Origin of the sequence: Mesorhizobium sp. M0909, assembly GCF_040319515.1 — a bacterium.
Taxonomy (GTDB): Bacteria; Pseudomonadota; Alphaproteobacteria; order Rhizobiales; family Rhizobiaceae; genus Mesorhizobium.
In genome coordinates this window covers 336,561-357,500 of sequence record NZ_JAMYOA010000005.1, presented here as the reverse complement: position 1 = coordinate 357,500, position 20,940 = coordinate 336,561, and the positions used below count along the sequence as shown (strand labels likewise).

The following is a 20,940-nucleotide window of genomic DNA, read 5'->3' as shown; positions in this document are numbered from 1 at the left end:
GGATTCAAAGGGCAACGCGGCGCTCATGGCCTTGCCTGATTGGAACCTGCGGAGATCGGCCTCGTTTGGCTGAAGCCATGGCAAAAATCGATCCGAGGACCGTCGCCAGTCTTTTGAGGGAATACGCGCAACGATCGTCCATGCGCGACGACAATCCCTATCGCACAAAGGCATACTTGCGCGCGGCAGACAGTCTGACGGCGCTGTCGCAGCCGCTTGATCGGATCATCGCCGCCGGCGCCCTCACCAAGATCCCGGGGATCGGTGACGCGATCGCAGACATCGTGACCAAGCTTTACCAAACCGGCACGCACCCCAGCCTTGAGAAGCTGCGCGAGGATGTTCCAGCGGGCGTGATGGAGCTGTTTGCCATACCCGGGCTTCGTCCCGATAAGATACTGAAGCTTCATCAGGCGCTCGGCGTGAACTCGCTGGCGGAGCTCGAGGCCGCAGCAAGAGAAGACCGCATACGCCCAATCAAAGGCCTCGGCGCCGCGCTTCAGACAAAGCTGCTGCAGAACCTGGCCATCGTGCGAAGCGGCGAAACGCAACTTCACCTGCACAAGGCCGCCGCCCTTCTCGAACATGCGGTCATATCGGTGAAGCAACAGCATCCAGAGTTTTCGCGCGTGGAAATTGCAGGCGACTTCCGGCGCGGTTGCGAGCTCGTTTCCGACTTCGCCCTGGTAGCGCAGGGCAGAAAGTCGACGACTGAAATCGAGGATACGACGCTCAGGCTTGTTGTCACGGACAGGAAGCACTTTGGCGCGAGCCTGCTCGAAGCAACCGGTTCGGCAGACCACCTCGAACAACTGAAGACGTTCGCGGCCGACAAGGGATTCACCCTAAACGCCGACGGGCTTCATCGCGGGAGAAAGCTGATCGCGTCAGCGACAGAAGAAGAAATCTACCAAGCTCTAGACTTGCAGTTTATCGAGCCTGAATTGCGCGAAGGCAGGGACGAGATTGAGCGAGCGGCAAAGCAGAAGCTACCCGCCCTCATTCGGGATGAAGATCTGCATGGCATCCTGCATTCTCACACGATCGCATCCGATGGCACCGAAACGCTTGAGGCAATGGCTGAAGCCACGCGCAGGCGCGGTTTCGAATACTATGGTGTCGCCGATCATTCGGAGTCCGCTCACTACGCAGGCGGCCTTTCGTTGCAGGAGATTGTTGAACAGCACCGCGAAGCTGACCGGCTGAACAAAGCATACAATGGAAAATTTCGCATACTGAAGGGCATCGAGGCGGACATCCTGGCGGATGGCTCGCTCGATTACCCGAATGATATCTTGGAGACGTTCGATTTCGTCGTCGCGAGCGTGCACAGCCGCTTCAAGTTGCCCAAGAAGGAACAGACGGAGCGTATCATTGAGGCGATCGGAAATCCTCGGACGACAATCATCGGGCACATGACCGGTCGCCAGCTGTTGCGCCGGCCCGGTTATGATCTCGACGTCGACAAAGTCCTCAAAGCGTGTGCGAAACACGGCGTCGCTGTCGAAATCAACGCACATCCTTGGCGACTCGACCTCGACTGGCGCTGGCATCAAAAGGCACTCGATCAGGGCTGCATCTTCAGCATCAATCCGGACGCTCATTCGATCCGCGAGCTCGACCACATGCATTGGGGTGTCGAGATGGCGCGCAAGGGCGGTGTTCCTGCGAAGCGGGTCCTGAACGCGATGCGTTTGACGGCTCTCCTTGCGCATCTCGCACGGCGCAGGCAAACGTCCTAACCTGCTTGTGCGCCCGGCCTATCAGTGCAGGAGTCCGTCCTTCTCAAAATCTTCCCAGCCGCGCAAACTGGAGTGCGAGTTCTCATCGTGGCCATAGCCAGCTGAAGCTGCAGTTTCGCGACCGCTTCTTTGAGCACGTTTCATAGCGGCCTTCCCCGCGGCTCGCCGCCTATTCTCTGCAGCTGTCGCTGCGTCCTGTTCGCGCCAGACCGTTACCAGGTCGCGGTCAAGCACATCCTCCACGTGCTGCGGGTCGAACACGTGAAAGGTGATGTTCCTTGCCCGCCCGCGGAGTTTCACCGTTTTCGTCCCGGCGCTCTGCAAGCGACCATCTTTCAGCCAGCGGTGCCGTTCGGCCGTCGAGATCGTCAGAATGTCCTCGATTTCACGGGGGATTACGGGCAGGTCTTCGATATTCTGCAGTGCTTTGGATACGATCCCGAATACCACCTGCACATCATTCTCGGCGCCCTCAGACAGGCGCAGGGTAAGCACGCGGGACTCGATATGGAGCAGTTTCCTGAAGTCCGTTGGAAGGCGGGCGCGTATTTCGAGAAAAATACCCCTCGCTCTGACGGACGATCCAAACGTTGCAGCCGGGGTTAAAGGCCACTCTCCAATCAGCTTCGCTGTTGCATTGATTTTACGGCGCGTGGACATGCCCCTTTATATAGGTCCCCGATAGTCGGCAGCGATGAGCCGATCGCAAAGCCAATATGAGTTCTAATCCGCCAGCGGTCTGAACCACGATGCCCAAAGGCGCAACCACGATTGTGAGCGGGGCCGTTTGCAACTTCGGCTAACAGGAAACGGCAGAGTTGATCTCGAAGTGCGATATCAGGCGCGTCGCCGCCTGGCGGCTTTTTGGGGGCCGTTTGCTGTCCGTCCGGTTATTGCCGAGGGACCAGTTAAAGCCGCCGTTCGGCTCACGACCTCTTCGCGGAATACAAGGCAAGTTCAGATCCCGCGGAAGCCGACATTGAACTGCCTCTCCGTTTACACGTTTGGCAAATGTTGCGAATGGAGGGAGTTGCATGTTTGAAGGTTTCTCGCTGGAGCAGATCAAACTTCCGGAAGCGACGCTCAGAGTGCGGGTTGGTGGAAGGGGCCACCGCTTCCTGATGCTGCACGGTCATCCTCGCACCCATGCCACTTGGGATCGCGTGGCGCCGATTTTGGCTGAGGAATACACCGTAATTTGCCCTGGTCTTCGGTGCTCGCCCTTGCGGTGTGTCGCAACACAATCAGCGCGTCCGGTTTGCCGTGAACAGATCTTGCTGATGCACCAGTTCGTCCGCGACGGGCTGACGGAGGCGGCGTGTGCCATTCGGGTGGATGGCCGAAAATAACCCCACCTCTGCATGACGCGAATTGTCCCAGCCCGGGTAGGCCGTTATCGGGTACAGGCAAATACCCTCGAATCGATGCTCCGACACCCATAGCGGCACGCACCTCGTCGCGGCATACATAGTGGAGCCAAGCCGGCCCGCCGGATCCCTCTGAGCCGGTCTCGGCAATGAACATCGGCTTACCGTACCGATGAGCAACCTCGAGCAACATTTCCGACAAAGCGCGGTACTCATGGTGTCCCATCGATATCGTCGGCCCGTTTATTTACCATTGATTGTGCGGCTAGAAATTCAGGCCCACGACATCGACAACATCTTCGCTCCCGCCCAACTCAGGTTCGACGCGGCCCAGCAACATGTCGTAAGCTTCGAACTGCCCCTGACGGGCGTTTTCGGCCCGACCCCGTTCGCTGCGGGTCCGGTCACGAGGAGCGATTTGGATAAGGGGCTCGGCCCAGACAAATCTGCAGGCGGGGTCGATCTCCCGCATTGCACGAACACCCGCGATGGCAGCCTTCACGAGATGCCGCTTGAACCATCCACGTTTGTTCGGCCCCACGCGGGAAATAGCCGACCTCAACAGCCCATGCGAAAAAGGAGATCTAGTTGATGGGACACAACAGAGGCGGTGTTCCGGCGATCGAACGCTGTACGCTCACGGCTTCTGCCGCGAACGAGGCATAGGCATCGATGAAATGCAGCGATCGCTGATCGACATGGTCTGGAGATCCGCAATGGAAGATGTCCCAGATAACCTGGACACCTGCCGATCGGGCCGCCTCGACCATTGGCGCCCAACTTGACCAGTCATAGGCGAAGCTTGCGGAACCGGAGCCTCCACCTGGTGCTCGTCCATACGCCCCACTTCGCTCATTCGAAGTCTTCTTTCAGCAGTCGGCTTCGAACTCGGCCGCCTTGTTAGGACCGGGAACCGCGTTGGCGAAATACCGCATCCAATGGGGCGCGCGCCATCTTCGTTGCTCAGTCCAGCTCGTCCTGGCGCGACCGGGTAATGCCGAACCGATTTGGTCGAGCCTTTGTTCCTGTGGTGGACTGTCCGGAGCTGGGTGGCGAAGGAGGAACAAGGAGGGCCGTGCCAAGTTCGGGGCGATATACCACCGCCGCCGATCGACTCGAGCGGCTGCTCAGCAACAAGAGAGGCACGGGATCACATGACCGTTCAGATTCGACTTTCCGAGATCGACCACGCCAGGCGCGAGGATCGTGGCGACGGCGCTTGGAGCATCGCACCGGACTTGGGCTATTTGCGCCTAGCAATCGTCAATGTCGTGTTCTTCGGCGCACCGGGCAGCGGAGATCGGAACTGGATGCTGATCGATACCGGGTTGCCGACGTCCCGCGGCAGCATTCTTGCGGTCGCGGAAAAGCGGTTTGGCACGAACGCACGGCCGGCCGCGATCATCCTGACCCACGGCCATTTCGACCATGTGGGAACGGTTCTAGACCTCGCGAATAGGTGGGACGTGCCTGTCTTCGCGCATCCACTCGAGCGCCCCTATCTGGACGGAACCGCGTCCTATCCGCCACCGGATCCGTGGGTCGGGGGTGGACTGATGGCGCTGCTTTCGCCGCTTTTTCCACGGGGGCCAATTGATCTTGGCAACCGTTTGGAACTCCTACCTGCCGACGGATCGATCCCCGGAATGCCCGGATGGCGATGGCTACACACACCCGGGCACGCGCCTGGGCATATCTCGCTCTGGCGCGAGGAGGACCGCTCGCTGATCGTAGGGGACGCTTTCATCACCACCGGTCAGGAGTCAGTCTATGAGGTCGCCGTTCAGGATCTTGAGATGCACGGTCCGCCGCGCTACTTCACGCCGGACTGGGATGCGGCGGAAAGATCCGTGAAGCACCTGGCTGCCCTGAACCCGCGGATGGTCATCAGTGGACACGGTGCGGCTGCTGCGGGAGTGGGCATGCGTCACGCTCTTGACAGCCTGGCTGAGCGGTTCAGGGTGTTCGCCGTCCCGCCGAAATTGAAATTTGTGCGCGAGCCGGCGGCAGTCCAAGGTAGCTGAGGCTAACCGAGCCGCCGTCGTTCTGAAGTATGGTCAAGTTGGGCAGACTCTATTTCTCGAGCCGGTAGAGTTACCCGTCGGGTCATGCCCCCTACCGTCGCCGACAAACTCTGACAAGCGGAACAAACCCGGAAGGCGCCGGGTTAGGGCGTTCGATCGGCGCAGGCGACAGCGGCCAAGCGCCCCGAAGTTCTGCGTCAGGAGAAGACGTCAGATGGAAAAGAGTACCCGAGGGGACGCGCCCTCTCCGCCGGCGAGCCGACCGGCAAGAAGTTGTTCGAGCCCACACGCGTCGGCATCCGCCGAGACTTGGCTTCGATTCGCTCAACCGTGGAGGAGACCAAATGGCAAATCTGGGAAGATTGGCGATCGCCATGCTTGGCGTTCTGGCATACCAAAATCGCGACAAGCTCTGTGAATTGATTCCGGGAGCGGGGTATCTTAACCCAAACGACCCGCAACGCAGAATTCTGGCTCAGATAACGAATGGTGTGTCGAGGGCTGACCTTGGTGAGATCCTCGACCGGTTCAGGGAGGTGGGGGCAGGATCGAAGGTCGACTCGTGGGTTGGCAGCGGGCCAAACCAACCGATCGAGCCAAGGGACGTCGAAGCGGCAATGGACGAAGGTACACTCACGTCCATTTTGATGCACACGGGTCTTTCGCGCGACGAGCTAATCAGAAGGATTGCGCGGGATCTACCCGAGACAGTCAACGAGATGACGCCGAATGGTGAATGGCCGCCTGAGCCGACACATGGCTTGGATAAGTCGACCCTGCTCGACAATGTATCCTAGGGAACACAGCCAGGAATGCAGCCGGCCCAAGGCGAGATCCAGGGTGGCAACTCTACACGGGGGGACGCTCCTGCGCGATCGCCTTCATCCGCTCGCGAACCAAGGGTCTGTTTCGAGCGCGCCGAACGCTCAACTGGCCGCCATCCTGAAAATGCGGCACCGCTGCATCGCGGCGCCCTCGCTCGCGTATATCGGTGAGCGGAAGAAGGCGCGTTCCTGGCTGGCCAGAGCGCTGGCGATCGATCCGGACGACTTCGTGACGCAGTACAACGCCGCTTGCATGTATTCCCTGCTCGGGGAAGTGGAGGAAGCGGTGCGGTACCTGGAAAGAGCCGTCGGAGGAAGCGTGAGTCAGAACGTATTGGAACGAATCCGTCACGAAGTCATTTCGACGCCATTCGCGATCACCCGCGGTTCGTGCAGCTTCTTAGTTCACTTGCCTTGTGACGCACAGCTGTACTTGCACAAGCTTCGGCCTGCCTAGCAGCCGCGTTCGGTTTGGGTGGCGGATTCAACTGATCGCAGCAACACACGCTCTTTTCTGAAAGATGGAGTGTGAGCCATGAAGCAGCGAAGTCGCATCTACTACTCGGCCGCTCAGCGCCTGAGATTTGGGTTCGATGGCAGGCGGGCGAGTCGATGAGCTCGATCGGACGACGATTCGATCGGGAGTCTTCATCGGTCCGTTCTTGCCGCCGCGCCTGGGCCTTGCACTGGCGGGCTGCCGGCCTTGCCTGTCGCCGGTGGTGTTTTCACCCACATTTTGCTGCCGCTGCTTGTGCTGCTCACCTGGCCGCTCGCCATGGGCAAGTATTTCGCCCCGGCATCGTCTCTGCGGGGTTTGCTTCGTCGGCAAAGGACATCGCCAGCTGGCCTCACAGCTGCGGTCGATCGCGGCCGAATCGGGATTGATGCTGGCCGACGCGCTGGCCGGCGGCCGCTTCACCCTGTTGATGCCTGCCGGCATTATTGCCGGGGCCGGCGACCGGTTGTTCGATGCGAAAGCCGAGGCTCTTAGACTACAATCGGAGATTCCTGGTTCCTTTGTCGATATCATCCCGCAGGCCGGCCACATGGTCCACCACACCGCACCGCTAGCTGTTCTCGCCATGGTGGACAGGGTCGCTGCCGCGGCCAGCAGTGAAGTAGGCCGGCACTGGCGCGATCCCGAAGAAGTGGAATGTGAATCGGCGTGCAAAATTGACCCCATAAGCCGGGGAATCGGCGTCCAATTTTGCCCCCCCCTGATGCTTTGATTTGCGACCATCAGCTCGTCGTGGCGAGCGGATGGTGTGGGGATGAAGTCGGTGGATACGATTGCCCGGGTTCGGCGCGCCTTCCATGTGCAGGGATGGTCGCTCAAGCGGATTTGCCGCGAGCTGCATGTGTCGCGGAACACCGTCCGCAAGATTCTTAGATCCGATGAGACATCGTTCTCCTACGAACGCGAGCGGCAGCCCAAGCCGAAGATCGGTCCGTGGCAGGATGAGCTTGACGGGTTTTTGAATGGCAACCGTGGCAAGGCGGCGCGCGAGCAACTGACACTGATCCGGATCTACGAAGAGCTTTGCAGCCTCGGCTACGAAGGAGGCTATGACGCCGTCCGCCGATACGCGAAGAGTTGGGCGAAGGCGCAGGGGTCGGCGATGGCGGACGCCTATGTGCCGCTATTCTTCGCGCCGGGCGAGGCCTACCAGTTCGACTGGAGCCACGAGATCGTCCTGATCAACGGCGTGACAGTGACCGTGAAGGTCGCCCATGTCCGGCTGTGCCACAGCCGCATGATGTTCGTCAGGGCCTATCCGCGGGAGACGCAGGAGATGGTGTTCGACGCCCACGACCGGGCCTTCGCCTTCTTCGGTGGCGCCTGCACGCGCGGCATCTACGACAACATGAAAACGGCGGTGGAAACGATCTTCGTTGGCAAGGACCGACAATACAATCGCCGCTTCATGCAGATGTGCAGCCACTATCTGGTGCAGCCGGTCGCCTGCACGCCGGCGTCGGGCTGGGAGAAAGGTCAGGTCGAGAACCAGGTCGGGCTGGTGCGCGAGCGCTTCTTCACGCCCAGGCTGCGCTTCAAGACCTATGAGGAGCTGAACGCCTGGCTGCATGACAAGTGCGTCGCCTACGCCAAGGCGCACCGTCACATTGAACAGCCCGAACGAACGATCTGGAACGTGTTCGAGGAGGAGCGCGGCAAGCTGGTCGAATACCGCGGCCCCTTCGACGGATTCCATACGGTGCCGGCCTCGGTGTCGAAGACCTGCACGGTTCGCTTCGACAACAACAAATACTCGGTGCTGTCGACCGCCGTCGGCCGCCCGGTCGAGATCCATGCCTATGCCGGCAAGATCGTCATCCGCCAGGACGGCGTGATCGTCGCCGAACATGCCCGCTCCTTCGGGCGCGGGGAGACGATCTACGATCCCTGGCATTATATGCCGGTCCTTGCCCGCAAGCCCGGTGCACTGCGCAACGGCGCGCCCTTCCAGGGCTGGGTTCTGCCCTCGGCGATGGAGCGTATCCGACGCAGATTGAAGGCGGCGCATGACGGCGATCGGCAGATGGTATCGATCCTGGCCACGGTGTTGATCGACGGCATCGATGCCGTGGAGGCTGCCTGCCAGCAAGCGCTCGATCAGAATGTCTGCTCCGCCGCCGTCATCATCAACATCCTGGCGCGGCGGCGCGATCCGGCGCCGGCCGTCACCATTCTCACCCCGGACGCTCTTCGCCTGCAACACGAGCCGCAAGCCGACTGCGCCCGCTACGACAGCCTCAGGAGGGCAAGCTGATGGAACGCACCCAGGTTTTGGAACTGATGAGGACGCTGAAGCTCTACGGGATGCGCGGCGCCTATGACGAGGTCATGGCGACAGGCATCAAGCGCCAGCACGAGCCGCCGAGGATCGTCGGCGATCTGCTGTCGGCCGAGATCGCCGAGAAGCAGGCCCGCTCCATCAAATACCAGCTCACTGTCGCCAAGCTGCCGATCGCCAAGGACATCGATGAGTTCGACTTCGACGGCACGCCGGTCAATGAGGTGCTGGTCCGGGACCTTGCCAACGGCACCTTCGTCGCCGACCAGCGCAACGCCGTGCTCATCGGCGGCACCGGGACCGGCAAGTCGCATCTGGCAATCGCCATTGCCCGCGCCCTGATCCGCAACGGCTCACGTGGCCGCTTCTTCAACGTCGTCGATCTCGTCAACCGGCTCGAGACCGAGCACCGCGGCGGCAAGCAGGGCCGTATCGCCGATTACCTCACCCGGCTCGACTTCGTCGTGCTCGATGAACTCGGCTATCTTCCGTTCGCGCAAGCCGGCGGGCAATTGCTCTTCCACCTGATCAGCAGGCTCTATGAACGGACCTCGATCATCGTCACCACCAACCTGGCGTTCGGCGAATGGCCCGCCGTCTTCGGCGACGCCAAGATGACGACAGCGCTGCTCGACCGTCTCACCCATCATTGCGAGATTATCGAGACCGGAAACGAGTCCTGGCGCTTCAAGAACCGCGCCTGATCACCCATCAGGTGCCAAGCGCAATCCGCGTTCGCCCGGGCTGCGCAACCCGGACCAGCGCCGCCCGGGCGAACGCTGACCGCCGCGCATTACATAGGGGGTCAAAATTGGACGCCGATCGGGGGTCAGTTTTGGAAGCCGTTTGACAGTGGAATCGCGATTTTCGGAAAAGATCATGCTCAAAAGCAATAGGTAGAACCCCGTCCCGACTCTATCGGGTGGCGAATCCGATGATTTACTTCACGGCGGCACGCACTTCAGCGAACCGCATCCTGTGCATCCATCCGCGCCGGTTCGGCTAACATCGACGTCGAGGTCCCGTATCTTGGGGATTTGGCCAGGGGAACGGCCCCAATTCCGTGTTCGGCTTCTGCCTCTCTTTGTGGCTGCCAGCATCTAGTCGTCTGCAAATCGAGGCCACGGACTGACAAGCACCCCCGCACTACAAGGAGCTGGCGGTCGGAGAACAAATGTAGACATGTCGCACCATCCTTGCGGGTACGGCTTGCGATGCATACTGACGGTCGAGGGCTTAATGTAACCAAATCAACGGCTCGGCGTTTCGGTCAGCGCCGTTGCAATGAGCGAAGCCATAACCTCTGTCACGAGCATAGACTGGCGATTTCATGAATCGCAATTTTCTGGTGATCGAACCTGAGGAAGGCATTGCCGTGCTCAAGGGGCTTGCCTCCTCGGCGCGGATCTCGATGCTGAAACTGCTGCATGAGAAGGGGCCGATGAATGTCAACGAAATCGCTGCCGTGCTGTCGCTTCCGCAGTCGACCGTCTCGACCAACATCCAGGTGCTGGAGGATGCGGGGCTGATCCGCACCGAGAGAGCGAAGAAAGGCAACCGGAAAATCTGCTATCCGACCGCCGAAAAAGTGCTCGTCGTGTTCAAGAGCGAATATCGTGCGGTCAAGAACGACGCGATCGAAGTGTCGATGCCGATCGGGCTTTATACCGGCTTCGAGGTTACCGCGCCCTGCGGCCTTTGTTCGCCGGACGGCATCATCGGTCTGCTCGATGTGCCGAACACTTTCCTCGATCCGGACCGCATGAAGGCCGGGCTGCTGTGGTTCACGCGCGGTTTTGTCGAATACCAGTTCCCCAACAATGCCAAGCTCGCCAATGCCGAGATCACCGAACTCGAAGTGGCGATAGAGCTGTCCTCGGAAGTGCCGGGCACCAGCGCCGATTGGCCCTCGGACATCACGCTGACGATCAATGGCGTCGATGTCGGCACATGGACGTCACCGGGAGATTTCGGCGACAAGCGCGGCGTCTTCACGCCCTCCTGGTGGAAGCTCAAAGGCTCGCAATACGGCAAGCTGAAGAACTGGCGAATTGCCAATGACGGCACCTATGTCGACGGCCTCAGGATTTCCGAAACCGGCCTTGTTGCACTCGATCTGAAGAGCCATCATTCAATCCGTATTCGTATCGGCGTTAAGGACGACGCCCAACGCCCCGGCGGGATCAATATTTTCGGCAAGGGCTTTGGAAATTACGATCAGGACATCCTGCTCAGGATCAAAACCGCGTGAATCGACTGGCCGCGTTGCTGCGCTCAGTTACAGTTCATTGCTAGGCTAGGCTTGCAGCTGGCACCGCCGTCCATGAGGCGACCGGCTTGCCTGACGTGTATAGATCCCTCGTCGCAAGCTTTGCCCACTGGCCGCGAATCCCCTGCTACCCTCAATCACCAGTACAAAGGGATCCGTCCCACCAACCAACAGCCAGAGCATCCTCCGTTCCGGCAAATGCCGGAACTTACCATCTAGGCAACTCTCGAAAGTATATGCCGATCCAGGTCACACTTAGCCAACCCGAACCGCCAGCGATGGTTCGTAGCCTCACGCCTGCTCTGGTAGAACAAGGTCAGTTGCCGGCCGTCGATCATCACCGTCGAATGGCCATTCTCGCCGGGCTCACCAGGGTCGAGAACGGGGCCAACGGAAACGTAGGGACCCTTGACGTCATCGGCGATGGCGAAGAAGACGCGCTGCCGGCTGCCGCGCGGACCTTCGGGGAGGAAGCAGGTGGCGTTGAGAAGCACACGACCGTCCGGCAGCTCGACGAGCTGCGCGCCTTCGATCCCCCATTCGTAATCGGGGTGCTCGCGCGCATTGTGATGTGGCACGTCGAGATGATCGAGTATCTTGCCGAGACGTTTCCATGGCCCGAACCAGGAATCGGATTGGCTGCGCGCCAGATAGACATCAGGCTGGGGCACCCTGGTGAATTTGGGCATGCCTGAATAGACGATATAGCGCTTGCCTCCGACGATTGCGGGGTGGGGATCGTAGATGCCGTCCTCATCGGTGTCGGGCAGCGACAATATCGCCGGATTGAGCACCACCCAATGAAAGCCGTCATTGGACACCGCGTGCTCGCAACGTCCGCCGGACTTCATGAATTCGGTCTGGATAAACATGTGGAAGACGCCGCACTCATGAATGACGCCGGGCGCCGCAATGCCAGATCCGGTTACCGGCAAAACGATCGCCTCGTGCTCTGTCCAGGGTCCATAAAGATCCGGCGCTGTGGCGTGGAGGATTTTCCAGCTCTCTGTTGTGACGGTGCCGCTGGAGCCGAAGACGTGCCAGAGCGTGCCGTCGAACACCGGACAAGGGTCCTTCAGATCATCCACAACCTGCGGGTGAAACAATGGAAAGACGTTGGTTTCAAAGTCGATCTTCATTCGCCAGCCATCCCTCGATTCGTCTCGGTCTCCATTCAAATGAACCACCGGCGCGACTCAGATGAATCGATTCCAAGCGTATTTATAGCTCCGCTGATGAACGGTTGTTGAACGATTGAAGGATTTGAACCGCTCTGTGGCAAAGGGCCACATTTGGGGAGCCCGACCTGACGCGAGGGGCTTCATCATGTGGATCGAATGGGGGCGGCCGGCTCGCCCCTTCTCTGTCGAGCCGTCGCAAGTGGAGCGGACGGCTGGTCTCGCCCGAGACAGTTTGGAGCTATGGAACAACTTATCGGGATGGAAGTTATATAGAAGGCTGCGAACTTCATGTCAAAGCTGCCTCGATTGACTTTTGTTAGTCGAGGCATTTTGTAACTATATCGAAGGATAATCTACATGGAAATGGCGGCGGGCCGGGCCAAAACACCAAAAAACCCTGTACAACCGTCTATTTTAATTTGCTTTTCACACCTCCGATGGAACTTCGTATATCAGAGACCACAACACGTTCTGACCCTGGCGTCAAAACAGCAACAGCTAATTTACTTCGAAGAGCCGATCTTCGATGAGAGGCGCCACCCTTCGATGCGGGTGCACAATATTACCCCCAAGATCAGAATAGTGACGCCGCTGATCCCAGTTGGTACTTCCGCGACCAGGGCGGACGCAATCCAGCGCAGGTTCGTCGATCAGATCCTCGCCTCCACGCCGCATGACCGATTGACGACCTGGTATTACACGCCCATGGCGCTACGCTTCAGCGATCATCTCGCCTGTGACGTCTGCGTCTACGACTGCATGGATGAACTCTCCGCGTTCAAAGACGCTCCCGCAGAGTTGACGCAGTTGGAAAAGGCGCTGTTGCAACGTGCCGATGTCGTCTTCACGGGCGGGCAGAGCCTCTACGAGGCCAAGCGCAGCTTGCATCGGGCGATCTTTCCCTTCCCGAGCAGCATCGACGTTACCCATTTCCATCAGGCTAGGGCGCCAGGTGAAGACCCGTTCGATCAGGCCGACATACCTCACCCGAGGGTGGGGTACTTCGGGGTCATCGACGAACGGCTCGACCTTGAACTTATCGCGCATGCGGCTACGGCAATGCCAGACGTGCATTTTGTCATGCTCGGCCCTGTCGTCAAGATCGATCGGGCGAGCCTTCCCACGGCAGGCAACCTGCATTGGCTGGGCGGCAAGTCCTATGCAGACCTGCCGAACTATCTCAGGCATTGGAGTGCCGGCTGGATGCCGTTCGCGCTCAACGAAGCGACCCGCTACATCAGCCCGACCAAGACTCCCGAGTTTCTTGCGGCAGGACTGCCGGTGTTGTCCACGGCGATCGTCGACGTTGTGCGTACCTACGGCGTCGAAGGCCTTGTCGAGATTGTCGAGGCGGAGGACATCGAGGCCAAGCTTCGCTCGATCCTGGCCCACCCCCGCGATTTCCTGGTGAAGAAGGCCGACGCCTACCTCGCCGACATGTCCTGGGAGAAGACCTGGAGCGCGATGGCTGCCCACATCGAGCGCGCCCATGCGATGAAGAGCGTCGTCCCATTCCTGAGGAGGGCGTGAGCGTGTTCGACTGGTTGATCGTAGGGGCCGGTTTCGCCGGCAGTGTGCTGGCCGAGCGTATCGCATCGCAACGGCAGGAAAGCGTCCTGATCATAGACCGACGAAATCACGTCGGCGGCAATGCCTATGACTGCTACGACGAGGCGGGAATACTAATTCACCGTTACGGGCCTCACATCTTTCACACCAACGCCCAATCGATCGTCGACTATCTGTCGCAGTTCACCCAATGGCGGTCTTACGAACACCGCGTGCTGTCCCTGGTCGACGGAAAGCTGCTGCCGATACCGATCAATCTCGACACCATAAACCGCCTTTACGGCCTTAAGCTGACATCCGAGCAGCTGCAGGAGTTCTTCGCTTCCCGGCGAGAGACGGTGGAGGAAGTCCGCACAGCCGAGGACGTCGTGGTGAGCACAGTAGGCAGAGAGCTCTACGAGAAATTCTTCCGCGGCTACACGAGGAAGCAGTGGGGTGTCGACCCTTCCCAGTTGAGCAAGTCAGTGACGGCGCGAGTCCCGACCCGGACCGATCGCGACGATCGGTATTTTGGCGACAGCTTCCAGAACATGCCGGCAGGCGGGTATACGCGCATGTTTCAGCGCATGCTGGATAGTCCCAAGATCAAGATCATGCTGCAGACCGACTACCGCGAAATTCGCGACAAGATCCCCTTCCAGCAGATGATCTATACCGGTCCGATCGACGAGTATTTCGACTGGAAGCTTGGTCGCTTGCCCTACCGTTCGCTGCGCTTTGAGCACACGACGCTTGATTGCGAGCAGTTTCAACCGGTCGCCGTCGTCAACTATCCGCAGACGGAAAAATACACACGGATCACCGAGTACAAGCATCTGACCGGACAGAAGAGTCCGAAGACCAGCCTCACCTACGAATACCCCACCGACGTCGGAGATCCTTATTACCCGGTGCCGCGGGCCGAAAACGAGGCTTTGTACAAACGATACGAAGCTTTGGCCGCGGCGTGCCCGGAGGTCTGGTTCGTCGGACGTCTTGCAACATATCGCTATTACAATATGGATCAGGTGGTCGGCCAGGCATTGGCTACGTTCGGGCGCATTCAGACACGCCTGCCAGCAAACGGGATGCTCGTCACGCCGACGCAGCGCGAGGCGGCCGAGTGAATGATGCGCCGGCCTGACCGGCGTCGGGCGACCCACGGCCAAAGAGACCAACGATGTTTCTCGGCTTCTCGGCGAACAGCTCTAGATATGCTGTGCTGTTGATGCAGCTGAAAAGCGCGCACTGTTCGTATCAGCGAGGCTATAGCGCGCTTGCTTGTTGTTCCTCAAACGCCGAGAACGATTGGCGCTGGCGCTCCAACTCGTCCGCAAGTGGCTTGCGAACAGTGCGCGAGCCGTCCGCATGAATGGTGGAGAACAAGCCGACTTCGGCGTGGCGCGAATTGTCCCAACCTGGGTAGGCCGTCACCGGGTACAGGCATATACCCTGAACAGGTGCACCGAGGCTCGTCGCATCGCGCACTTCGTCGCAAACGTAGTGAAGCCAGGCTGGCCGCCCTGAACCTTCGGCGCCGGTCTCGGCGATGAACATCGGCTTCTTGTATCGTTCGGCGACCTCGACCAGCAATTCCGAAAGTGCACGGTATTCGTGGTGCCCCATCGGTATCGTTGGGCCATTCAAGTACCATTGGTTGTGCGGATAGAAGTTGAGGCCGATGACGTCCACAACGTCCTCGCTGCCGCCCAACTCCGGTTCCACGCGCCCGATCAGCATGTCATACGCCTCGAATTGGCCCTGGCGAGCATTTTCGGCGCGCCGCCGCTCGGGGTGAGTACGGTCACGAGGAGCAATATGGATCAGCGGTTCAGCCCAGATGAACCTGCAGCCGGGTTCGGCCTCCCGCATGGCCCTCACGCCGGCGACCGCTGCCCTGACAAGGTGTCGTTTGAACCATCCACGCTTGTTCGGCCCGACGCGGGGGAAATAGCCGACCTCCACAGCCCATGCAAAAAACGAAATCTCGTTGATCGGGCACACCAGGGGAGCCACCCCGGTAGCGGAGCGATGAACCCGAACAGCTTCCGCGGCGAAACGGACGTAGGCCTTGATAAACCCCGGGCCACCTTGGTCGATATGGTCTGGCGAGCCATAGTGGAAGATATCCCAGATAATCTGCACCCCGGCCGCCTGGGCTGCTTCGATCGCCGACGTCCAACTCGACCAGTCGAAGACTCCGGGCGCTGTTTCAATCAGGTGCCAGCGCAAGCCGTCGCGGATCGTGCGAAGCCCAAGCTCGGCACAACGGCGATAGTCGGCATGTGCATGGATGTCATGTGAGGTCGCGCGGATCAGATCAAGACGGGCCCCGTCGGCGCGCCTGTGGGAGGAACACTCGAAACCAGCCATGAAAAAGCTGTCGAACCCGGAAGAGCCTGCCGTGGGCCGACGAGCGGTATCCTCGTTCATACCAACATCCTGTCGCCCAAGACGTGGGCAAGTAATCGCATTCGCAGTCCCCCATTGTCAGTTCCGGTGGCCTAGTCGAAACCGGTCGGCCACCACCACGTCGACGGCTCGGCGGCTGCGGTGTACACGTGTGCCTGGATTGGCGAATACAACCAAGCTCCAATCCCGTCTGCCGGGGGCCGCGGTCGCGTCGATTCGATCCGAAGTTATGCGGCCTGTTGCATCGCCCGTTCGTTGACGCCTGTTTCGCCTAGTCGGGTGAGCGCCTCATCGGTTGCTTTTTCTTCCTTGAGCGTCTGTTCGAGTAGCGGGACGGCGTCTTTCAAGCCAAGTAACCCGGCCCATGTGACAAGAGTCCCGTAGCGCGCTATTTCATAATGTTCGACGGACTGGGCTGCAGCCACGAGACCCGCGTCCAATGCCGGAGCCTCCTCGAATTCCTCCAAAATCTCCTGTCCTTCTTCGATGATGCCGTCGATCGCCGGGCACGTTTTCCCTTGGGCTCTCTTGCCAAAGGCGTCGAAAACTTGCTGCAGACGCTCGATCTGACCTTCCGTCTCGTCACGATGTTTTTCGAACGCCGCCTTCAACTCTTCGGACTCCGCGCCCTTTGCCATTTTCCGGAGCGCCGTCAGAATCTTGCGTTCGGCGTAGTAGATGTCTTTCAGACCATCATAGAAAAGGTCTTCCAAGCCCTTGGAGCTGCCCTGAGAGCTTTTTTTCGTCGCCATTGTCATCTCCTCTTTCATTTCTATCGACGCATGCATGGCTCTAACTGGACCAGTCTCTTGTTGTTCCTTCGGCGACGGCACACCGGCAGCCAACAGCGAGCGACGGTCGGGTTGACCGCTGATTTCAGTCCGCCGCGCCAGCAGCGGCTTGAGCATCTCGGCTGCGCTCCATTGCGGAAGTTCCGGAATGAGGATCGTCTGCCTGAAGGGTTTCCGCTGTCATCGAGTCCTTGCGGCCGCATTTTTCGCAACGGACCTTTGCCCGCACCTGATCAAGGTTCCCGATCTCTTCTCGGAGTTCGAGAGGGTTGGAGAAGCGCTTAAGGCGTTGGCGTCCCGGATCATTGCAAATTACATGGCCGGACTAGTGGACGAGGAAGAACTACTGTCGGCTTCCCGGCAGGCGCTTGGACGGCAAGTGCAGACCTGAGCGAATCCCCTGGCTAGAATTGGTCCGGAACCGTACAATAGCAAATCGTCAGCAATACAACATGGCCGCTGACGCTTGGGAGCGACTGTCGCACTCTTGGCCCAATACGAGGCATTGGTGTAATGGCGGAAGAACAAGGGCGGCTCGGCCCGAAATCTGAAATCGTCAGCGAGCTCGCGCGAGAGTCAGGCGTATCCGAACACCACATACGCGAGATAATGTCGCTGGTCGGCTTCGATCGCGGCTCAATCCTGAGGGAAGCTCGTCTCCTCAAAAAGAACAAGTAGGGCCGGCGGTTTTGCACGGCGTCGGCGGCATCTGGTCCACCGGAAATGCATTCTGGGCCGAAGCATCCTTCTGGTTGCCCGGCTTTGTCCTGTTGATGAGCGCTGCCGCGGCGCTGGCCGGCTTTACCGATTTTCTTGGAAATTCAAGGGTGCGGTCCATCAATGCAGCGTGGCACCATATGGTCGGCAATGTCGTGGCCGTGGTGCTGGCGCTGGCCAGCTTCATGCTGCGCCTAAGCGCCGGTGCCGCCGAGGGCGCCTTGCCCTGGGGCCTGGCGCTATCAACGATTGTCGTTCTGCTGCTCGTCTACACCGGCTGGAAAGGCGGAACGCTTGTCTACGAACACAGGGTAGGCGTCCATCCCGAAGAGGGTGAGGATCTCAACTCCCGCCCGGAATTATCCCGATAGGTTGACGAATGGCCGAACTGCGGGGAGCCGTCGTCGTGGTCGCCGGCGCCTCGAGCGGCATCGGCAGAGCGACTGCTCTGGGTTTGGCGCGCAAAGGCGCACGGCTAGTGCTGGTCTCAAGAAACGCGGATGCACTCGACAAGGTCGCCAAGGAGTGCGCCGGCTTGGGCGGTGAGGCGCTGACCTTTGCCACCGATATGGCGGACGATGCGGCCCGTGGAGAATGCGCAGCTTTGCCGTGTCGCGTTTCGGCAGGATCGACGTGTGGGTGAATTGCGCCGCAGTCCTGCTTTTCGGCCGCTTCGAGGAAATCCCGCCGCATGTGTGATCAGGACGTTTCTGGTGGATGGCGCCGGTACTGAACAAAGCTTGTGACCAGTCGGATGCGGTGAGTGGAAGAGCCCGCCGGCTTCCCCAGCCCCCTTGGGGTGCAACCTGTAGTGAATGGACTGGAAGACAATCTTGCCGTCCTGAATGACGGAACTGTCGGCGCCCTCAATGGCGTCGAACCTGGACGAAGTTGCCGACCAGATCAGCAGTGTATAGGGGCCGCGGACCTGTTTTGCGATGTAGTTGAACTCACCTTGAGGCAGCTGCTCGCGCAGGCGTTTGGACGACAGGCGGACGGCATCATGGCCTCTAAATTCGAATTCGCGGTCAAGGGGACCACGTCCACAGCATAGTTGCGCCTAAGATCCTCCTCGATGTCGCCAGCGGCGCGAAGCCTTAGATGGTCTTCGAAAACCCCCTCTGCGGACCGAGCACGTCATGTCTCCTTTGCAGTACCGGAAAGGCCGTGGACAGCCGTCTCGTCCTTCGCGATGCTGAACGGATGCGACCGCGGTTTGTTCCTGAGGCCAACATGCGCTGGAGCCGGATTGCCTTGCACCCCCGATCACAAACGAATGAGAACATTCAATCGGGGTCCTCATGGCTTCCGGCATCGACATTCTGGCATGCTGACCAGCGACGAGGTCGGCAATTGTCCAGGACTAGAGCGGCCGGCCAGGTGCGCATGCAGCGGTGCCGGGGGGACCTCACGCTCCAAGGCCGTCCTGGCCTTCGCCAGCGACAACCACAAGGCCTGCAAAAAAGCTTCATCTGCTTGCAGTGTTAATCCGACCTCCTTGCAATGTTCAACGATCCTGTCCTGAATCGACACTGCGGTTTCATACCGTTGGACAACCCTTGCCAGAACGTCCTGACAGGTGCCAATCGCCACCTCCCGAATGTGGTCAGCGACGGGAGAGAGGGCAGCACGGGTGACATCATGAGCAACGGGGCGTCCCGATCAGTCGGATGTATTCCGCCTCGGGCTGCCCATAAGAACGATCCGCCAACGCGCGTCTATAGCAATAGCTTCAGCCTTCAATTGAACAAGCAATCGTGCGGGGACCGGTCCTCACCCACGACCAGGGCTGATCCGGTCATACCGTCAAAGCCAATAAGGCCAACCTCGGCCTCGACCTCAGCCCGAAGCTTCGCCACCATTGACCCGAGACCGCTCTCGAAGAAATCGACGGTGTCAATCGGGACCGAGGCCTGCTCCAGGTGCGTCGTCAGTCCCAAGTGACGGCCTTCGAGGTGAGGCTGCAGCAATGTCAGATCCGGCGCGCTCAGGCGCCGCAACAGTTCGTTCTTGAACGAGGTTTCCATCTGCGCTGTCTCCCGATCGGGGCGGAAGCGCGATGGTCGCTCACAGCTGACGACGCCCTAACAATTGCCGACAGTCAGGGGAAAGTATACCTAAAAGGGCCGGGAGTCTCAAAAAGCTACTATGCTGACCAGAGAAGCTCGTCAGTTTGGCGATCATCAAGATGCTGCTAACAAGCAGTGTCCGCCTCTACCGGTCGAAGGTTGCCTTCGCAATCTGGTGTGCGCCTTTTGTCGAAGCATACGGCCCCAAACTGATTCATCCTCTGGGGAAGCCAAGCGGTATCGACGCTGCCTGAAAACTTACGCGCAAGCGCTCCACACTTTCGGGGCGGCGCTTTGTCGATCGCCCAGAGTAGCCAAGCACCCCTTCTTTATCCCATAGTATTCGTCTTCGCCTATTGCTCCGGAACGGCAGAGGTTTGCGGACGATTTCGTGCTGCTTCGGCAATTTCCGGGATGTATTTCGTCGCGGTGCAGCTTCGGTTCACATTGGCGCGTGCGTCGAATACCTCTTTCTCGGAGACCCGCTTGGCGAGCTCGATAGGCACATGAACTGCCAGAGGCACTTCCACCTCAGAGATTCCAAGCTCCCGTGCGATCTGCTGTTTCACTTCGTGCCTGCCAAGCGAAACGTCGACGCCGACATCCTCGGCATCTTCGGTTGTCGATGATGCGCCTTGCCCCGGAATTCTTGCTGCTCGGTCTGAGCAAATGACTGCACGGCAAAGAGTTGCAACGCGAACACGGCGAGCGGCAAAATTCGTTGGAATACTCTCATGCCTGGCTCCTGCAGGTGCCTTTAACAACGGCAAAGTATTTGAAGCGTTCCAGAGGCGGGGATGCGCGCGCTCAGCGGCAGTCGAGGCGGGTTTTTTCTGTTGGCGTGGAATACGATATGGCGACCATGGTTGGGTGCCGACAGCCGACTGTGCTGGCACATCGGAGTGTAGGAAGTTGCCTACCGAGAAAGAAAGACAAGCCAGAGACGAGCGCGCCTCGGATGCTGCACGAGGATTGACCGACATTGAGCGTGCGGCACGAGACGCAAAGACCGCGGCTTCGGGAGCAGCGCCTGAAGGCCGCACTTGCTGTGACGTCGGCCCGCGGCATCTAAACCGAAGAGGACACCAAAACCGCGAAAGCCTAGCAGTCAGTTGCACCACACGGGAGCTTGCATTCAACCCCACGGTGCTCAAGATCCAAGTAGGCTCTGCAGCTCTCTAGGCTCAGAACGTCGTGCACC

At 59.6% G+C, this 20,940-nt stretch carries 20 protein-coding genes and 1 pseudogene; 14 read left to right on the top strand and 7 right to left on the bottom strand.

What is annotated here, in order from left to right; all coding sequences use genetic code 11:
- The first annotated feature begins 77 nt into the window (after positions 1 to 77).
- The gene (locus NKH83_RS10525; RefSeq protein ID WP_352803951.1) at positions 78 to 1,742 is read left to right on the top strand and encodes a DNA polymerase/3'-5' exonuclease PolX; all 1,665 of its coding nucleotides are present in this window, start codon (positions 78 to 80) and stop codon (positions 1,740 to 1,742) included.
- Positions 1,743 to 1,763: 21 nt separating this feature from the next.
- On the opposite strand, the gene NKH83_RS10520 is transcribed toward NKH83_RS10525, so the two are convergent.
- Positions 1,764 to 2,402 (bottom strand): hypothetical protein, encoded by a 639-nt coding sequence (locus NKH83_RS10520; RefSeq protein ID WP_352803839.1) that lies wholly within the window; start codon positions 2,400 to 2,402, stop codon positions 1,764 to 1,766.
- Positions 2,403 to 2,776: 374 nt separating this feature from the next.
- Here NKH83_RS10520 and NKH83_RS10515 point away from each other — a divergent pair, with 374 nt between their 5' ends.
- The 8 genes and pseudogenes from NKH83_RS10515 to NKH83_RS10480 all read left to right on the top strand — a co-directional run bounded on the left by NKH83_RS10515 (position 2,777) and on the right by NKH83_RS10480 (position 11,003).
- Positions 2,777 to 3,091, top strand: a complete 315-nt coding sequence (locus NKH83_RS10515) for an alpha/beta fold hydrolase (RefSeq protein WP_352803836.1) — start codon at positions 2,777 to 2,779, stop codon at positions 3,089 to 3,091.
- Positions 3,092 to 4,263: 1,172 nt separating this feature from the next.
- Positions 4,264 to 5,133 (top strand): MBL fold metallo-hydrolase, encoded by an 870-nt coding sequence (locus NKH83_RS10510; RefSeq protein WP_352706247.1) that lies wholly within the window; start codon positions 4,264 to 4,266, stop codon positions 5,131 to 5,133.
- Between the two features lie 344 nt (positions 5,134 to 5,477).
- Positions 5,478 to 5,930 (top strand): YidB family protein, encoded by a 453-nt coding sequence (locus NKH83_RS10505; protein WP_352803832.1) that lies wholly within the window; start codon positions 5,478 to 5,480, stop codon positions 5,928 to 5,930.
- Between the two features lie 43 nt (positions 5,931 to 5,973).
- Positions 5,974 to 6,414: a TPR end-of-group domain-containing protein gene (locus NKH83_RS10500; RefSeq protein WP_352803830.1), complete on the top strand. Its 441-nt coding sequence runs from the start codon at positions 5,974 to 5,976 to the stop codon at positions 6,412 to 6,414.
- Positions 6,415 to 6,838: 424 nt separating this feature from the next.
- On the top strand, positions 6,839 to 7,186 hold the full coding sequence (locus NKH83_RS10495) for an alpha/beta fold hydrolase (RefSeq protein ID WP_352803828.1): 348 nt from the start codon (positions 6,839 to 6,841) through the stop codon (positions 7,184 to 7,186).
- 42 nt (positions 7,187 to 7,228) lie between these two features.
- Positions 7,229 to 8,795 (top strand): annotated as a pseudogene (istA, locus tag NKH83_RS10490) (IS21 family transposase).
- Positions 8,728 to 9,456: an IS21-like element helper ATPase IstB gene (gene istB, locus NKH83_RS10485; RefSeq protein ID WP_352803826.1), complete on the top strand. Its 729-nt coding sequence runs from the start codon at positions 8,728 to 8,730 to the stop codon at positions 9,454 to 9,456. The pseudogene istA and the gene istB overlap by 68 nt, the downstream one beginning before the upstream one ends.
- Before the next feature lie 626 nt (positions 9,457 to 10,082).
- A complete protein-coding gene (locus tag NKH83_RS10480; protein WP_352803823.1) occupies positions 10,083 to 11,003 on the top strand; it encodes an ArsR/SmtB family transcription factor in 921 nt (306 codons plus the stop codon).
- A gap of 233 nt (positions 11,004 to 11,236) precedes the next feature.
- Here NKH83_RS10480 and NKH83_RS10475 read toward each other — a convergent pair whose 3' ends face one another.
- Positions 11,237 to 12,160: a glycoside hydrolase family protein gene (locus NKH83_RS10475; RefSeq protein ID WP_352473704.1), complete on the bottom strand. Its 924-nt coding sequence runs from the start codon at positions 12,158 to 12,160 to the stop codon at positions 11,237 to 11,239.
- A 399-nt stretch (positions 12,161 to 12,559) separates the two neighbouring features.
- Here NKH83_RS10475 and NKH83_RS10470 point away from each other — a divergent pair, with 399 nt between their 5' ends.
- Together NKH83_RS10470 and glf are read left to right on the top strand one after the other, a co-directional pair.
- Complete coding sequence (locus NKH83_RS10470) at positions 12,560 to 13,732, top strand: glycosyltransferase family protein (protein ID WP_352803820.1); 1,173 nt, start codon at positions 12,560 to 12,562, stop codon at positions 13,730 to 13,732.
- 2 nt (positions 13,733 to 13,734) lie between these two features.
- Positions 13,735 to 14,877, top strand: a complete 1,143-nt coding sequence (gene glf / locus NKH83_RS10465; RefSeq protein ID WP_352803818.1) for a UDP-galactopyranose mutase — start codon at positions 13,735 to 13,737, stop codon at positions 14,875 to 14,877.
- 139 nt (positions 14,878 to 15,016) lie between these two features.
- Here glf and NKH83_RS10460 read toward each other — a convergent pair whose 3' ends face one another.
- Both NKH83_RS10460 and NKH83_RS10455 read right to left on the bottom strand, forming a co-directional pair.
- Positions 15,017 to 16,183 (bottom strand): glycoside hydrolase family 1 protein, encoded by a 1,167-nt coding sequence (locus tag NKH83_RS10460; RefSeq protein ID WP_352803816.1) that lies wholly within the window; start codon positions 16,181 to 16,183, stop codon positions 15,017 to 15,019.
- Between the two features lie 206 nt (positions 16,184 to 16,389).
- Positions 16,390 to 16,914 carry a YciE/YciF ferroxidase family protein gene (locus tag NKH83_RS10455; protein ID WP_023677856.1) on the bottom strand — a complete coding sequence of 175 codons (525 nt, stop codon included), beginning with the start codon at positions 16,912 to 16,914 and terminating at the stop codon, positions 16,390 to 16,392.
- Between the two features lie 187 nt (positions 16,915 to 17,101).
- On the opposite strand from NKH83_RS10455, the gene NKH83_RS10450 reads away from it, so the two are divergent.
- The 3 genes from NKH83_RS10450 (at position 17,102) to NKH83_RS10440 (ending at position 18,313) form a co-directional block, all read left to right on the top strand.
- On the top strand, positions 17,102 to 17,344 hold the full coding sequence (locus NKH83_RS10450; protein WP_352473700.1) for a hypothetical protein: 243 nt from the start codon (positions 17,102 to 17,104) through the stop codon (positions 17,342 to 17,344).
- 298 nt (positions 17,345 to 17,642) lie between these two features.
- A complete protein-coding gene (locus tag NKH83_RS10445; RefSeq protein WP_352706236.1) occupies positions 17,643 to 18,041 on the top strand; it encodes a DUF2231 domain-containing protein in 399 nt (132 codons plus the stop codon).
- 8 nt (positions 18,042 to 18,049) lie between these two features.
- The gene (locus NKH83_RS10440; protein WP_352706234.1) at positions 18,050 to 18,313 is read left to right on the top strand and encodes an SDR family NAD(P)-dependent oxidoreductase; all 264 of its coding nucleotides are present in this window, start codon (positions 18,050 to 18,052) and stop codon (positions 18,311 to 18,313) included.
- A gap of 1,096 nt (positions 18,314 to 19,409) precedes the next feature.
- On the opposite strand, the gene NKH83_RS10435 is transcribed toward NKH83_RS10440, so the two are convergent.
- The 3 genes from NKH83_RS10435 to NKH83_RS10425 form a co-directional block, all read right to left on the bottom strand.
- Complete coding sequence (locus tag NKH83_RS10435; protein ID WP_352706232.1) at positions 19,410 to 19,697, bottom strand: hypothetical protein; 288 nt, start codon at positions 19,695 to 19,697, stop codon at positions 19,410 to 19,412.
- A gap of 395 nt (positions 19,698 to 20,092) precedes the next feature.
- Positions 20,093 to 20,308 carry a hypothetical protein gene (locus tag NKH83_RS10430; RefSeq protein WP_352803811.1) on the bottom strand — a complete coding sequence of 72 codons (216 nt, stop codon included), beginning with the start codon at positions 20,306 to 20,308 and terminating at the stop codon, positions 20,093 to 20,095.
- A complete protein-coding gene (locus NKH83_RS10425; RefSeq protein WP_352803809.1) occupies positions 20,305 to 20,475 on the bottom strand; it encodes a hypothetical protein in 171 nt (56 codons plus the stop codon). Before NKH83_RS10425 ends, NKH83_RS10430 begins: the two co-directional genes overlap by 4 nt.
- Between the last annotated feature and the right edge of the window lie 465 nt (positions 20,476 to 20,940).